Origin of the sequence: Flagellimonas flava (assembly GCF_050617915.1) — a bacterium.
In the GTDB taxonomy this organism is placed as follows: domain Bacteria; phylum Bacteroidota; class Bacteroidia; order Flavobacteriales; family Flavobacteriaceae; genus Flagellimonas; species Flagellimonas flava_A.
Window position 1 is genome coordinate 583,818 of the sequence record NZ_JBODQE010000002.1, and the last position, 14,604, is coordinate 598,421.

Sequence of the window (14,604 nt, forward strand, 5' to 3'; positions counted from 1 at the left end):
ACATGCGTATTCTTAGGTCGTTTTACATTCATAACCGATTTTTTTGGTACATCGCAATTTTGGCGGCCTGTTTTGTGATTTCCTATTGGGTACCCAGTGTATACCCTATTGCCTGGTTGTTGGTATATGGGTTGTTGGCTTTGTTCTTTCTGGATTGTTATTTGTTGTTTGCCACGGGCGATGCCATAAGGGCGCAAAGAGAACTTCCCCAAAAACTTTCCAACAGCGATGAAAATCTGCTCGCAGTTCAGTTGACCTCCAAATATCCGTTTAAGACCGGTATAGTGGTCATTGACGAACTTCCTGTCCAGTTCCAAAAACGGGATTTTGCATACGAAGCATTTCTGAATAAGAATGAAAACCACACCTTTGATTACTCAGTGCGACCCGTGGAACGTGGAGAATATGTCTTTGGGAACCTTAATGTATATGCTTCTTCCCCGCTGCAAATGGTAAAAAGGCGTTTTGTGTTCCAAAAAGACCAGATGGTTCCAGTATACCCTTCCATCATTCAAATGCAGCAATATGATTTTTTGGCCATCAATAATCGCCTGTCTGAAATTGGATTGAAAAAGATTAGGAGAATAGGACATACCCAGGAATTTGAACAGATCAAAGAGTACATCAAAGGTGATGATATCAGAACCATAAACTGGAAGGCGACCGCCAAGAAAAACCAGTTGATGGTGAACCAATACCAGGACGAAAAGTCCCAACCCATTTACTCCATTATCGATACGGGCAGGGTTATGAAAATGCCCTTTGATGGTCTTAAACTATTGGATTATGCCATCAATTCAACCCTTGCATTTTCAAATGTGGCCCTAAAACGGAACGATAAAACAGGGATGCTCACGTTTTCCAAAAACATAGAAACCTTTGTTCCCGCCGTGCAAAAAATATCGCACTTGAACACCATTCTGGAAAAGCTTTATAACATTACCACCGAGTTTACAGATTCCGATTTTGGTCTGCTTTATGCGCATATCAAAAGAAAAGTCAACCAGCGAAGTTTGTTGCTGCTTTACACCAACTTTGAGCATATATCAGCCTTAAAAAGACAACTGCCCTTCCTTTTGGCCATAGCCAAAAAACATGTGCTTGTGGTCATCTTCTTTGAAAACACGGAGCTGGAAGCCCTAATCTCCACAGATGCCGAAGATCTGCAGACCATTTACCACAAGACCATTGCGGAAAAGTTCTCTTTGGAAAAAAGGTTAATGCAAAAAGAATTGCAGCAGTATGGTATCCAAACCATATTGACCAAGCCTGAAAGTTTGACCATCAACACAATCAACAAATATTTGGAGATAAAAGCTCGAGGGTTACTCTAGATAAATCTCCCCTGGTGCATTAAACCCAAGGGCATTAATGGTTGGTAACGGGGAATCCGAGTCAACGTACTGGTAAGCTTTAGTGTTCACCTGGAAATCTTCGGGATCAAAAGTTTGGGTGGTCAAACTTCCCATGGGCCGTCTTTTATTTCGCTTCTTTGAGAACAGTTCAATGGACACCCCAACCGTCACACCTCCCAAAACCGTTGCCAATAAATCCTCATTGTCCCAAGCGTTGTCTTGTTGACCGGAATCTATGGCTTCCTTCGCCACACCAACCAAGGCACTACCAGCCACCGCTCCAACGAACGTCCAAACCCGATTTCCATCTGATGCATGTTTAGCTATACCTGCGCCAGCTAGGCCAAAAAGCCCGCCACCTACAAAATGAAGTACTTTGTCCCGCTCCAGTTGTGCATGCATTTGTGATGCAAAAAGGAACACGACTAATGTGGGGATTAGTGTTCTCATTACCCAGTAAAAGTAGGGAAAATTATCGATTTGATGGCCCTAAAGTCCCTTGACATCTTGGATGGCAGCCCCGTATTCCTCCATCATATTCTTGATTATGACTTCCGCCGGTAGAATCTCATGAATTAGCCCGGATACCTGACCAATTTCCAATTCGCCTTCTTCCATATCCCCTTCAAACATTCCCTTTTTGGCCCTGGCACGACCCAGGAGTTGTTTTAATTCTTCAGCGGTAGCTCCATTGGCGTAAGCTTGTTGAACATCATTGTAAAACTTGTTCTTCAACAAGCGAACCGGAGCCAATTCCTTTAAGGTAAGTTGGGTATCGCCTTCTTTAGCATTTACAATATAATCCTTGAACATGGCATGGGCAGATCCCTCATCGCTAGCTGCGAAACGGCTTCCAACTTGCACTCCATCTGCACCCAAAACCATAGCTGCCAACATGGACTTGCCTGTGGCTATCCCTCCTGCAGCAATTAATGGAATCTCCACTTTTTCCCTTACTGACGGAATGAGCACCATGGTAGTGGTCTCATCCCTTCCATTGTGCCCCCCTGCTTCAAAGCCTTCGGCCACTATGGCATCTACACCGGCCTCTTGTGCTTTTAAGGCGAACTTCACACTACTGACCACATGCACAACGGTGATCCCATTTCCTTTCAAAAAGGTGGTCCAGGTCTTTGGGTTTCCCGCGGAGGTAAAAACAATTTTGACCCCGGATTGAACAATGATGTCCATGATTTCCTCAATGTTGGGGTAAAGCATAGGAACATTTACACCAAACGGCTTGTCCGTAGCCTGTTGGTATTTGGCAATATGTTCCTTGAGTACTTCGGGATACATGCTACCTGCCCCTAACAGTCCCAACCCACCGGCATTGGACACTGCGGATGCCAATCGCCAGCCGCTGGTCCAAATCATGCCACCTTGAACAATGGGATATTTAACACCAAAAAGTTGGGTGATTCTGCTGGGATCCATAATCATGAGATAACTCCTGAACCCACAAGTTCGTCTTTTATATACCAAGCAACAAACTGCCCTTCGGTTATTGCGGATTGTTTGTCCTTGAAATCAACGTAAAGACCGTTATCCGTTTTATAAAGCGTGGCTTGTTGTAAAGGCTGTCTATAACGGATTCTTGCCATGACCTCCATGGTTTCATCCACCTTCAATGCCAAATCTAGGCGTACCCAGTGCAACTCATCGTTCTTGACGAACAAGGTGCTTCTGTATAACCCTGGATGGGATTTTCCTTGTCCCGTAAAAATGACATTCGCGTCCACATCCGTTTCTATTACGAACAAAGGCTCCTTGGTTCCACCCACATTGAGTCCCTTGCGTTGTCCTATAGTAAAATAATGTGCTCCCTGGTGTTCACCCACTACCTTGCCATCCGTCACGGAATAAGATGGTTTTTCCGCTTGAAAAGCCAACTCTTCTCTTTTGTTATTGAACGATGGGGTTCCATGGCTATATTGGTCTGCATCATCCGGAACTTCAACGATGACTCCCTTTTTGGGTTTCAACTTCTGTTGCAAAAACTCAGGTAGATGCACCTTCCCGATAAAGCAAAGTCCTTGAGAATCTTTTTTGTCCGCCGTGATCAAATTGTTTTCCGAAGCGATCTGTCTTACCTCTGGTTTGGTAAGTTCCCCAATCGGAAACAAGGTTTTAGCCAATTGATCTTGGGAAAGTTGGCACAAAAAATAAGACTGATCCTTGTTATTGTCCACACCAGCTAACAATTGATATGTTTTGGTACCATCTTCATTTTCTATAATCCCTTTGCGACAATAATGTCCGGTAGCCACATAGTCGGCACCCAGCTGTAATGCGATTTTTAGGAAAACATCAAACTTGATCTCCCTATTGCAAAGTACATCTGGATTAGGAGTACGCCCTCGTTCATATTCATTGAACATATAATCCACGATACGCTCCTTGTATTCCGCACTTAAATCAACAGTTTGGAACGGTATTCCCAGCTTCTCCGCAACAATCAGGGCATCATTGCTATCCTCCAACCATGGGCATTCCTCGGAAATGGTAACACTATCGTCGTGCCAATTCTTCATGAACAGGCCAATAACATCATACCCCTGTTCCTTTAGAAGATAGGCTGTAACGCTGGAATCCACTCCACCAGAAAGTCCTACTACAACTTTTTTCATCCTATTGAATTACGTGTGCAAAAATACAAAATGAGAAACATTGACGCTAGGTCGTTACAATTCGGTAATAGTTACAAATTGCACTTTAGTGGTAGTATCAAGTTGCGACAAATCATAACGCCATTTCAATTGTATACTTGGCCAAATTAATTTGTTCATTGCATAATTTGACTAAGTTTTTAACCTCTATTATTAAACATAATTACAATTGTTGTTTCACTAAGAAATGCCAATTTTTCAAAAATAGGTCTAAAGAAGGTTCCCTAACTAAAAAAGGGAAATCTCTATAAATAGGTTCCAAATATTTCCTTTTTAGGTCGATTCACCCTTTTTTATTGGTGATTTTGTAAGAAAAATGGTGAAATCCATATACCCAAGAATATTTTTTGTTAAACTTTTAATAAAAAACATTAAACATTTTATATATTTACAATGTTTAATTAAATCTTTGTTTTATTAAACAAAATGTATAATCAAAAATTTTACCCATGAAAGCACTAATTAATTTTTCAAAATTGACCTTGTTAATTTTCGTATTGATCTTTACTTCCTGTGAGGAAGATGACAACGGAGTCATGAATCCACCACCTGAAGAGACCACCAACATTGTTGAAGCTGCTCAGGCCACTGCAGATTTAAGCAGCTTGGTAAGTGCCATACAAAAAGCCGATGAAAGTGCCAATAATGATCTAATTAGTGCTTTAAGTGGTGATGGGCCTTTCACGGTCTTCGCACCTACCAATGCTGCCTTTGCAGATCTTTTGGCCCAATTGGACGGATTTGATTCCTTGGATGATTTCAACTCTGAACAACTGCAAGATCTGTTGGCTACGATTCTCACCTATCATGTTATTTCTGGAACTGCAGCTATGTCCACAGATTTATCGGATGGACAAACCTTAACCACTCTGCAAGGTTCCAACCTAACGGTCTCCACCGATGGAGGTGTTTTTATTGGTGACGATACCGACGCAGATGCCCAGGTGACAACCGCCAATGTGGAAACTTCCAATGGAGTGGTACACATCATCAATAAGGTGTTGCTCCCACAAACCATTTTGGACGAATTGGCCGATATTTTACTGGTTCCCATTACCGATTTGGCCATTGGAAATGAAAACCTGGAGAACTTAGTTGCAGCCTTGGTCGCTGCTAACGGAGACCTACCTACAGTTTTAAGAGGTGCAGGCCCATTCACGGTTTTGGCTCCTAGCGATGCAGCCTTTGAAACCTTCTTGGATGGAGCTGCCTTGGGTGATATTCCGGTAGACGTGCTCACAAATGTTTTATTGAATCATGTTCTGGAAGGGGAGTTGTACCAAGCTGATTTGGAAGGATTGGGTTCAGGATATAGCAATACCTTAGCTACAGGGGCTGGAGATCAGCAAATGAGCATTTTCTTTGACACCTCGGATGGTGTATCCTTCAATGGGGTTTCCTCAGTTGAAGCCGCCGATGTAAAAGCACTTAACGGAGTTGTACATATTGTTGACGCCGTTATAGGATTGCCCAACATTGTAGATCACGCCGTAGCTAATCCAAATTTAACTTCTTTGGTTGCTGCCCTTACAGATGGAGGTAACACCACATTTACTGATTTGTTATCCAATGAAATGGAAGTGTTCACCGTATTTGCTCCAGTCAATACAGGTTTTGATGCCTTCATGAATCCAAATGGCAACGATATCAATGATATCCTTTCCAACCATGTTGTGGTAGGCGCGGCCGCATTCTCATCAGGATTGTCCAATTCCTATGTGAATACTGCAGCAGCTTTCGACACTGATGAGCCATTGAGCTTGTATATCAATACAGATGACGGTGTTACCTTGAACGGAATGAGCCAAGTGGCTATAGCGGATATTGTGGCCACTAATGGGGTTATCCATGCTGTGGATATGGTTATTGACCTTCCTACCGTGGTTACCTTTGCAACCGCAGATCCAAATTTCTCAACTTTGGTAACCGCGTTAACAGATTTGACCCCTAGCACTGATTTTGTTTCGGTTTTATCCGCTCAAGATGGAAATGGCTCCGATCCATTTACCGTGTTTGCACCAACAAATGCAGCCTTTGATGCATTGGCAGCCATTCCTGAGGAAGCCGATTTGATTCCTGTCCTTCAGCACCATGTAATTGCTGGAGCCAATATCCGCTCTGGGGACTTAACTCCAAATGGAGACACAGTAACGCCGGCCACCTTGGAAGGTGATACGTTCACCATTACCCTGCCCGGCACAAATGGCAACATTGCAGATGTAACTGATGGAGCTGGAAATATGGGCATAGGAATTGATGCTGTGGACGTGCAGGCCATAAATGGAGTAATCCATGTTTTGGATGCCGTCTTGATTCCAGACACTATGAACTAAATATCTTTTGATGTAGATTTTGTAGGTCAAATATTACAAAAGAACTCCCTTAATTTACCTTAAGGGAGTTCCTTTATCTATAAGGGTTTACCGTTCGTCGATGACACATCAAAACAGGTCTCTTTTACCATACAAAATACCTGCTTTGACAACTATTAATTTTTTGGGCAGCTTTTATGTGCCATCTTTGGAGTCCCAAATCTTTCCAAACTATACCTATCAATGGTGAAAGCTCCCCCAAGAACCTTGGGGGAGTTTTTGTTTTTTTGTGAAGGATTATCTTCTTCCTGTTTTCTTTTGCTCTTCGGCCTGTTCCATCATCTCCCGCATTTTTTTCTGGAATTTGTTTTCCTTTTTCGGCTTCTTTTTGTTCTCCTGGATCTGTGCATGGATCTTATCCTCATCCAAGATATAGTTCTTGATGGCCAACATAATGAAGATGGTAATCAAGTTGGAGATGAAATAGTACAAACTCAATCCACTCGCATAATTGTTGAAGAAAATCAACATGATCAGTGGAGAGAGATACATGATAAATTTCATGTTGGGCATGCCAGGCTGTTGTTGCATCTGCATCGTCTGACCCGTGGTCAAAGTCATATAGAAGAAAATAGCAATGGACGCCAATATGGGAAACAGACTCACATGATTTCCATAGAAGCTGGAAATTACGGGAATGTTTGTGGACCATTCAAAAATAGAATCGTAAGACGCCAAATCCTCTGCCCACAAAAACGATTTCTGTCGCAACTCAAAAGAAGTTGGGAAGAACATGAACAGTGCATAGAATATCGGCAACTGCAGCAAAGCGGGTATACAGCCACTCATCGGACTTACCCCAGCCTTATTGTAAAGCTTCATGGTTTCCTGCTGCTTCTTCATGGCATTGTCCTTGTACTTGTCGTTGATCTCGGTGATTTCAGGCTTCAAGACTTTCATCTTGGCCTGGGAGAGATAGGACTTATAAGTTACCGGCGACAAAGCCAATCGAACCAAAATGGTCATCACAATAATTGCGATACCATAAGGCAAGAAAGAACTCAGGAAATTATAAAAGGGTGTGAACACATATCTATTGATCCAACCAAAAATCCCCCAGCCATAGGGAATGGTATCCGTCAATCCCAAATCCTCATATTTGTCCAGTACTTTAACATCCGTTGGGCCATAGTACCAGTGCATATTCATGGATAATTCCCCGCCTTGGAGTTCCAAAGGAGCCTTGGTCTTATAGATCTTGGTGAATTCAGTTTCTTTGCTCTCCTCTTCCACCAAGTTTTGTGAACTCAATTCAGCCGTTTTAAAATGAGTATCTGTGGCCAAGATGGTGCTAAAGAAATGCTGTCTGTAAGACAACCATTTTATGTCTTCCTCCGTTTCCTCATCAAATTCACTACCCTCAGAAAGCTTACTGATTTTTCCTTCGTCATGATTATAGGTCAAACGGGTGTAACGGTTTTCATACTTGACACTTTTCCCGTGACGTATCCCTTTTAAATCCCATTCCAGGTCAATCGGTCTTCCAGAATTGATTACCCCATTCAACCCTTGGGTTCTTATGGTAAAGCCCAACAAATAATCATTGGGTTTCATTTCGTATCTGTATTCCAAAAATTGGTTATCGGACACCTTGGCTTTCATGGAAAGCACTTGGTTATCCCCATTGTTGGAAAGTGTAGGTTCAAAATAAAGGTCCGAAGTGTTTAAAACACGATTGTCCGCAGACGTAAAATTCAGGGCAAATTTTGCATTGCCGTCTTTTACCAGGTATACAGGTACAGAATCATAGGTGACGAAATTCTTCATCCGTGCTTCTACAATCTGTGCTCCCTTATTGGAAACCTCCAAATACAAAACTTCATTTTCCAATTTGGTTGTTCCCTCTTGGGTAGAAGTGAATCCAAATGCCCCAACCGAATTCTTGTAGTTGGCCACTGCCGTAGAATCTTGTGTATTGATTGGTGCGGGAGTCTCTATCTGGGGTTCTTGGGCAACTTCCTCTTGTTGGGCAGCCGCCTCAATCTTTTCCTGTTCCGCTTTTTGGGCCTCCAATTCTTCAGGGGTAGGCTGATTTTGGTAAAACATAAAGATGAGTATTCCAAAAATCAACACAAATCCAATAATGGAATTGGGGTCCAGTTTCTTTTCTTCCATGAAAGTTATTTAGTGAAAATCTTTATCTGCGCTTTTCAGGTCGCAAATATATGTCCAAAACCGCAGTTTATGCCAAACTGGCATTAGTTTGTTGCTGTTTTTGCGCCAAAACCGCCTTTACAAATCCAACAAACAATGGATGGGGATTGGCTACGGTACTTTTGTATTCAGGGTGGTACTGCACTCCAATAAACCACGGATGTGCCGGAATTTCAATCACCTCAACCAACCCGGTCTTTGGGTTAAAACCGGTGGCTTTCAATCCAGCCTCCTCCAACCGACTTTTGTAATCGTTGTTGAATTCAAATCGATGTCGGTGTCGTTCAGCTATTTCGGTTTCTCCATAAACTTCGTGTACCAAGCTACCTTCTTGCAAATCGCAATCCCAAGCTCCCAATCGCATGGTACCTCCCATATTGGTCACCTTTTTCTGTTCTTCCATTAAGTTGATGACAGGGTCTGGCGACTCCGGGTTCATCTCGGTAGAATTGGCTTCGGTATAACCCAATACATTTCTGGCAAATTCTATAACCGCCATTTGCATCCCCAAACAAATGCCCATGAAGGGTATGTCGTTTTCACGGGCATATTGGACAGCTTTGATCTTGCCCTCAATTCCTCTTTCACCAAAACCTGGAGCTACCAAAATCCCATCGAGTCCCATTAATTTCTTATCCACATTAGTTGCGGACAAATATTCTGAATGTATGGAACGGACCACCACCTTGACCTCATTGGCCGCCCCGGCATGGATAAAGGATTCGAGAATGGATTTATAGGAGTCTTGAAGTTCAACATATTTCCCTATCAGTCCAATGGTCACCTGATGCTTAGGGTTTTTGTGTCTTTGCAGAAACTGTTCCCATTGGCCCAATTCGGGTTCCACATCATTGGGCAGGGCCAATTTCTCAAGGGCCACTTTGTCCAGTCCCTCTTCCTGCATCAGCATGGGTACGTCATAAATGGTGGACGCATCTATGGATTGAATCACGGCTTCTTGTTTCACATTGCAAAAAAGAGCCAGTTTTCTTTTAATATCATCTGAAATGTGATGTTCGGTTCGGCAGACCAGGATATCAGCCTTGATACCACTTTCCATCAAAGTTTTAACTGAGTGCTGGGTAGGTTTGGTCTTCAACTCTCCAGCAGCCGACAAGAAGGGCACCAACGTCAAATGGACTACAATCCCGTTGTTTTCCCCAAGCTCCCAAAGCAACTGCCTAACAGCTTCTATATAAGGTAGTGACTCAATATCACCAACAGTTCCACCTATCTCCGTAATTACAATATCATAATCACCGCTTTTCCCAAGGATTTGGATACGTTCCTTGATTTCATTGGTAATATGCGGGACCACCTGAACCGTTTTGCCCAAAAATTCCCCTTTACGTTCCTTTTCAATAACACTTTGGTAAATTCTACCTGTGGTCACATTGTTGGCCTGTGAGGTCTTAACGTTCAAAAAGCGTTCGTAATGGCCTAAATCCAAATCGGTCTCCGCACCATCATCGGTCACGTAACATTCCCCGTGTTCATACGGATTTAAGGTACCTGGATCAACATTGATATAGGGGTCCAATTTCTGGATGGTGGTTCGGTAACCTCTGGCCTGTAGTAGTTTGGCCAATGATGCGGCAATAATTCCTTTTCCCAAGGATGAAGTTACCCCTCCCGTAACGAAAATGTACTTTGTCTGTGACATATTTGGATACTCTATTACGGGGTGTAAAGGTACGAATTGCTAGTAGAAAACTAACTCAATCGACCGGAAATTCTTTTTGGATTTTCCGAATGATGGGTTCCAAACCATTTTCCTTGATATCCAAAGTGGTGCTAAGGTACTCTCCCAATTTCCCGTTTGGAAAGCCTTTCTGCCTGAACCACACCAAATAAGCCAAAGGCAAATCGATTAAATATCGCTCTTTATACTTGCCAAATGGCATTTTGTAATGGGCCAGTTCCAACAGCTTTTGTTTGTCTGGGCTTATTTCCATATCAATCTCTAAAGTACTATCTTAACCACAATAATCCATCCATCATGAAGAGAAGAAATTTTATTGCAACCACGGCTGTAGGAGCTGCGGGTATTGCAACAACCAAAGTTAACGCACAAAACATGGAAACCACCAAAGACTTCAAACTAAAAAACAATATTAACCACAGTGTTTGCCAATGGTGTTTTGGCGATATTCCCCTGGAGGATTTTCTGAAGACTTTGAATGGATTGGGCATTAAGGCCATTGATTTAATAGGCCCAAAGGACTGGCACCTTCTAAAAAAATATGATATCCACTGTTCCATGTGCAATGGAGCAGAAATTAGTTTGGAAGAGGGTTGGAACGACCCCAAAAACCATGAAGTGCTCATTAAGAATTACACGGAAATGATTCCGAAAGTTGCTGAGGCCGGTTACACGAATCTTATATGTTTCAGTGGAAACCGAAATGGCATGAACGATTATGTGGGATTACATAATTGCGTGGATGGACTTTCGCAGATTATTCCTTTGGCAGAAAAACATGGGGTCATCATTCAAATGGAACTATTCAACCAGGTAAACCATCCAGATTATATGTGCGATAGTTCGCTTTGGGGGGTAGAGCTATGCAAGCACTTGGGAAGTGACAATTTTAAATTGTTGTATGATATTTACCATATGCAGATACAGGAAGGTGATATCATAAGGAGCATTCAGAACTACCACCCGTATTTTGGACATTACCATACCGCTGGGGTTCCGGGAAGACATGAAATTGATGATTCACAAGAACTGTATTACCCGGCTATCATGAAGGCTATTTTGGACACGGGATATACAGGTTATGTGGCCCAAGAGTTCATCCCCACCTGGAGTGATAAAATTGAAGCGCTCAAGGATGGATTTCTACGGTGCGATGTGTAATGACCCTACAACCTTATAACAACCAACCAAATACACCCATCATTAAATGAAAAAACAGCCATATTTTTTGCTAGTTATAGTATCCTTCCTTTTGTTTTCCTGTAATCGCAAGGAGCAGCTATTCAATGAAAATGTGAACGATTGGTTTGAAAAGGGTGATGCCACATGGTCCTTTGATAAAGGCGAACTAGTTGGAACCAGTGCGGAGGGGTCTGGGTTTGTTATGACCAATAATTCTTATAAGGATTTCAGTTTGGAGTTGGAATTTTATCCAGATAGCACCATCAATTCAGGAGTATTTCTGAGGTGCAAGGAGCACAACATTGACGCAGCTGATTGTCATGAAATCAATATCTGGGATTTACATCCCAACCAGGATTTTAGAACCGGTGCAGTAGTGACTAAAGCCGTACCACTGGCCAAAGTGACTACCTTGAACCAATGGAACACTTACAAAATCAAAAACCAAGACGATCGCGTACAGGTTTGGGTCAACGATACATTAACCGTGGATCTGCGCGATGATAGCCTGGTTGAAGGATTTATAGGCCTTCAAGCAGCTGGAAAGGGAAAGATTAAATTTAGGAATGTCACTGTGGAAAGTCTGGATTGACATCCTTGACCCAAAATGTCAGCTATGAAAAGCTATAATACATATCTTTTGATTCTATGGATTCTGGTATCCTGCAACGAACGACCAAAATCTGAACCTGACTTGCATGCGCAACAGCAATCTGCAGAAAAGGCAATTATTGATCTTTCCCATGCTTACTCCGACGAAACGGTTTATTGGGTTACCGCCAAGGAATTTGAAATGGATACCGTTTTTGAAGGTCAAACAGAAAAGGGCTACTACTATTCCGCCTATAACTTCAGTACCGCCGAACATGGCGGCACCCATATTGATGCCCCAATCCATTTTTCAGAAAGCGGCAAGACGGTGGATCAAATACCATTGGACAAGCTCATTGGGGATGCGATCAAAATTGATGTTTCATCCAACGCATTGAATAATCCCGACTATTTGATTTCCGTGGAAGATTTAAAAGATTGGGAGCGCCAACAGGGAATTACCATTCCAGATGGAAGTATTGTCCTGTTGCAAACCGGTTTTTCCCAATATTACCCCAACAAAGTCGAGTACCTTGGCACCAATGAACGTGGGGAGCATGCCATTAAATTGCTTCATTTTCCTGGACTCTCTCCAGAAGCAGCAGAATGGCTTGTACAAAATCGGAATATCAGTTCCATCGGAATTGATACGCCGAGCATAGATTATGGACAATCCCAATACTTCAAAAGTCACGTGATTCTGTTGGGAGAAAATATCCCAGCCTTTGAAAATCTGACCAACCTAGATCAACTACCCGCAAAAGGTTTTGAAATTGTAGCCCTTCCCATGAAGATACAAGGTGGCAGTGGGGCTCCTCTCAGGATTGTTGCCCTACTACCTTAAAAAGTTTTTTTGGTGATAAATTACAAATCACTACATTTGTGATGTATATACAACGTAAAATGAATTATACATTCGAATCTTGTTTGGGTTCTCGGGTGAGGAGTTTATCCAGAAAGCTGGATGGAATCTATAGAAAACATCTTGGAAATTCCGACATTACCGAAAACCAGTTAAGTATTATGATGGCGCTATATAAGACTGGTACTATAGAGCAAAATCAAATTGCACAGCTTCTGACCTTGGAAAGGTCCTCGCTCAGTAGAAACCTCGTCAGATTGGTGAACTCTGGATATGTTAGCAAATCAGGGGCTTCCAACCGACCCAAACTAAATCTCACCAAGGAAGGAAAAACGAGGGTGGAGCAACTACGTCCGGTTTGGGAAGCCGCCATGGATGAAATCCATGCCGTACTTAGTTGGTATGACCTTAAGGGTTTCCAGCAATTTGAATCCAAAATTAACAATATCTAAAAATTTTATTATTCATGTTGTATATACATTTTAATTTATTAATCATTAAATCTTTTTTTATGCAAATTTTAGCTATTGACAAAATGAAAAGAGCAGTTAGCGAATCAGAATTGAATCAGCACCTGCCCGAAGAGCTGGCAGCGACCGTTAAGCTCTATCTCGATGAGAAAATCCGTAGTTTTTATTTTAGAAAGGACCGACCTGGTGTAATATTCTTCATGGAAACAGCTTCCTTGGATGAAGCTAGGTCCATTTTGGAACAACTTCCATTGGTAGAAGAAGGGATTCTCGATTTTGACTTGATTCCGGTTGGAGCCCTAACCCCTTTGGCTACGCTGCTGAACTGAGAATTAGTTTTGATAGTTGTCCATAAATCAAATATTTTTAACGGATGGTTGTGGAATAAAGCAAGTTCCATAACCATCCCAAAAAATACAGTCCAATGGATTCTTTTGATTTGGATAATGTTCAAATGAATGTGGTGCAAACCGCTCCAAATGGTGTAGTGAACCATGAAACCATCTTTGCCTTTTCGCAACAGAACAATCAAGTGCAAGCCGCATACTCTGGCGGAAAGGTTGCCAAGGGGTTTCTAATTGGTGTTCTGGAAAAGGAAATTCTCAACTTCAGCTACTGCCAGCTTCAAACAGATGGTATATTGGATAATGGGATTTCCAAAGCACAACTTTCGGTCACTGCAGAAGGTAAACTGCGTCTGACGGAGCATTTTGAATGGAAATCCAGAACGGGAGCAAGAGGTACCAATATATTTGAACAATTATAAAACCATGAACTCCTTCAAAAGCATACTATTTGTATTAGCCCTTGGTCTCTTCCTAAACTGTTCGCCCAAACCAAAATCCGAGGAAACCTCCGAGGCATCCAAAGAAAAACTCTTGGTGGCTTTGCAAAAATTCAACACTGCCTTCCAACATGGAGATATCCAAACCCTGGATTCCATGATAACCGATTCTTATGTGCACACCAATGGAACCTCCCAAGCGATTCACAAATCAAACTGGTTGGGCTACTTGGAAAAAAGAAACGAACGCCTAACTTCAGGGGAGTTGGAAGTGCTGCATTATGAAATGGATGACCTGGGATTCGTCCACTACAGGGATTTTACGATAGTTACCGGGAGGGTATTGGTCACCAATAGAATTTCCCAAGACACCATAGAAAATCAGTATAGGGTTACGCATTTATGGGTAAATGAAAATGGCAATTGGAAACGAGCGGGATTCCACGATGGGAAAATCAAGTGAATT

15 protein-coding genes are annotated in these 14,604 nt (G+C 42.3%); 9 read left to right on the plus strand and 6 right to left on the minus strand.

Annotation, left to right across the window (positions count from 1 at the left end):
- Positions 1 to 2: 2 nt before the first annotated feature.
- The gene (locus ACRHOZ_RS08390; protein ID WP_431124545.1) at positions 3 to 1,334 is read left to right on the plus strand and encodes a DUF58 domain-containing protein; all 1,332 of its coding nucleotides are present in this window, start codon (positions 3 to 5) and stop codon (positions 1,332 to 1,334) included.
- Here ACRHOZ_RS08390 and ACRHOZ_RS08395 read toward each other — a convergent pair.
- The 3 genes from ACRHOZ_RS08395 to mnmA are packed head-to-tail and all read right to left on the minus strand — an operon-like array spanning position 1,326 to position 3,982.
- Complete coding sequence (locus ACRHOZ_RS08395; protein WP_431124548.1) at positions 1,326 to 1,805, minus strand: hypothetical protein; 480 nt, start codon at positions 1,803 to 1,805, stop codon at positions 1,326 to 1,328. The two genes, ACRHOZ_RS08390 and ACRHOZ_RS08395, sit on opposite strands and share 9 nt — an antisense overlap.
- Positions 1,806 to 1,844: 39 nt before the next feature.
- A complete protein-coding gene (locus ACRHOZ_RS08400; protein WP_431124551.1) occupies positions 1,845 to 2,789 on the minus strand; it encodes an NAD(P)H-dependent flavin oxidoreductase in 945 nt (314 codons plus the stop codon).
- A gap of 2 nt (positions 2,790 to 2,791) precedes the next feature.
- The gene (gene mnmA, locus ACRHOZ_RS08405) at positions 2,792 to 3,982 is read right to left on the minus strand and encodes a tRNA 2-thiouridine(34) synthase MnmA (RefSeq protein ID WP_431124554.1); all 1,191 of its coding nucleotides are present in this window, start codon (positions 3,980 to 3,982) and stop codon (positions 2,792 to 2,794) included.
- Positions 3,983 to 4,470: 488 nt separating this feature from the next.
- Here mnmA and ACRHOZ_RS08410 point away from each other — a divergent pair, with 488 nt between their 5' ends.
- Positions 4,471 to 6,354 (plus strand): fasciclin domain-containing protein, encoded by a 1,884-nt coding sequence (locus ACRHOZ_RS08410; protein ID WP_431124556.1) that lies wholly within the window; start codon positions 4,471 to 4,473, stop codon positions 6,352 to 6,354.
- A gap of 276 nt (positions 6,355 to 6,630) precedes the next feature.
- Here the strand turns inward: ACRHOZ_RS08410 and yidC are convergent, their stop codons facing one another.
- From yidC to ACRHOZ_RS08425, 3 genes are all read right to left on the minus strand, one after another.
- Positions 6,631 to 8,508 carry a membrane protein insertase YidC gene (gene yidC, locus ACRHOZ_RS08415; RefSeq protein WP_431124559.1) on the minus strand — a complete coding sequence of 626 codons (1,878 nt, stop codon included), beginning with the start codon at positions 8,506 to 8,508 and terminating at the stop codon, positions 6,631 to 6,633.
- 67 nt (positions 8,509 to 8,575) lie between these two features.
- Positions 8,576 to 10,210, minus strand: coding sequence for a CTP synthase (locus ACRHOZ_RS08420; protein WP_431124562.1), 1,635 nt, complete (start codon positions 10,208 to 10,210; stop codon positions 8,576 to 8,578).
- Positions 10,211 to 10,265: 55 nt separating this feature from the next.
- Complete coding sequence (locus tag ACRHOZ_RS08425) at positions 10,266 to 10,502, minus strand: DUF3820 family protein (protein WP_431124565.1); 237 nt, start codon at positions 10,500 to 10,502, stop codon at positions 10,266 to 10,268.
- 44 nt (positions 10,503 to 10,546) lie between these two features.
- Between ACRHOZ_RS08425 and ACRHOZ_RS08430 the strand changes: the two genes are divergently transcribed.
- The 7 genes from ACRHOZ_RS08430 to ACRHOZ_RS08460 all read left to right on the plus strand — a co-directional run bounded on the left by ACRHOZ_RS08430 (position 10,547) and on the right by ACRHOZ_RS08460 (position 14,601).
- Positions 10,547 to 11,410 (plus strand): hydroxypyruvate isomerase family protein, encoded by an 864-nt coding sequence (locus ACRHOZ_RS08430; protein ID WP_431124568.1) that lies wholly within the window; start codon positions 10,547 to 10,549, stop codon positions 11,408 to 11,410.
- A 67-nt stretch (positions 11,411 to 11,477) separates the two neighbouring features.
- Positions 11,478 to 12,023, plus strand: coding sequence for a 3-keto-disaccharide hydrolase (locus ACRHOZ_RS08435; RefSeq protein WP_431124570.1), 546 nt, complete (start codon positions 11,478 to 11,480; stop codon positions 12,021 to 12,023).
- Positions 12,024 to 12,047: 24 nt separating this feature from the next.
- A complete protein-coding gene (locus ACRHOZ_RS08440) occupies positions 12,048 to 12,866 on the plus strand; it encodes a cyclase family protein (RefSeq protein WP_431124573.1) in 819 nt (272 codons plus the stop codon).
- Positions 12,867 to 12,925: 59 nt separating this feature from the next.
- Entirely contained in the window at positions 12,926 to 13,336 is a 411-nt protein-coding gene (locus ACRHOZ_RS08445) for a MarR family winged helix-turn-helix transcriptional regulator (RefSeq protein ID WP_431124575.1), read from the plus strand.
- A gap of 59 nt (positions 13,337 to 13,395) precedes the next feature.
- On the plus strand, positions 13,396 to 13,683 hold the full coding sequence (locus tag ACRHOZ_RS08450; RefSeq protein ID WP_431124578.1) for a hypothetical protein: 288 nt from the start codon (positions 13,396 to 13,398) through the stop codon (positions 13,681 to 13,683).
- 95 nt (positions 13,684 to 13,778) lie between these two features.
- Positions 13,779 to 14,120, plus strand: coding sequence for a hypothetical protein (locus ACRHOZ_RS08455; RefSeq protein ID WP_431124580.1), 342 nt, complete (start codon positions 13,779 to 13,781; stop codon positions 14,118 to 14,120).
- Positions 14,121 to 14,124: 4 nt separating this feature from the next.
- Complete coding sequence (locus tag ACRHOZ_RS08460) at positions 14,125 to 14,601, plus strand: nuclear transport factor 2 family protein (protein WP_431124582.1); 477 nt, start codon at positions 14,125 to 14,127, stop codon at positions 14,599 to 14,601.
- Positions 14,602 to 14,604: the final 3 nt, after the last annotated feature.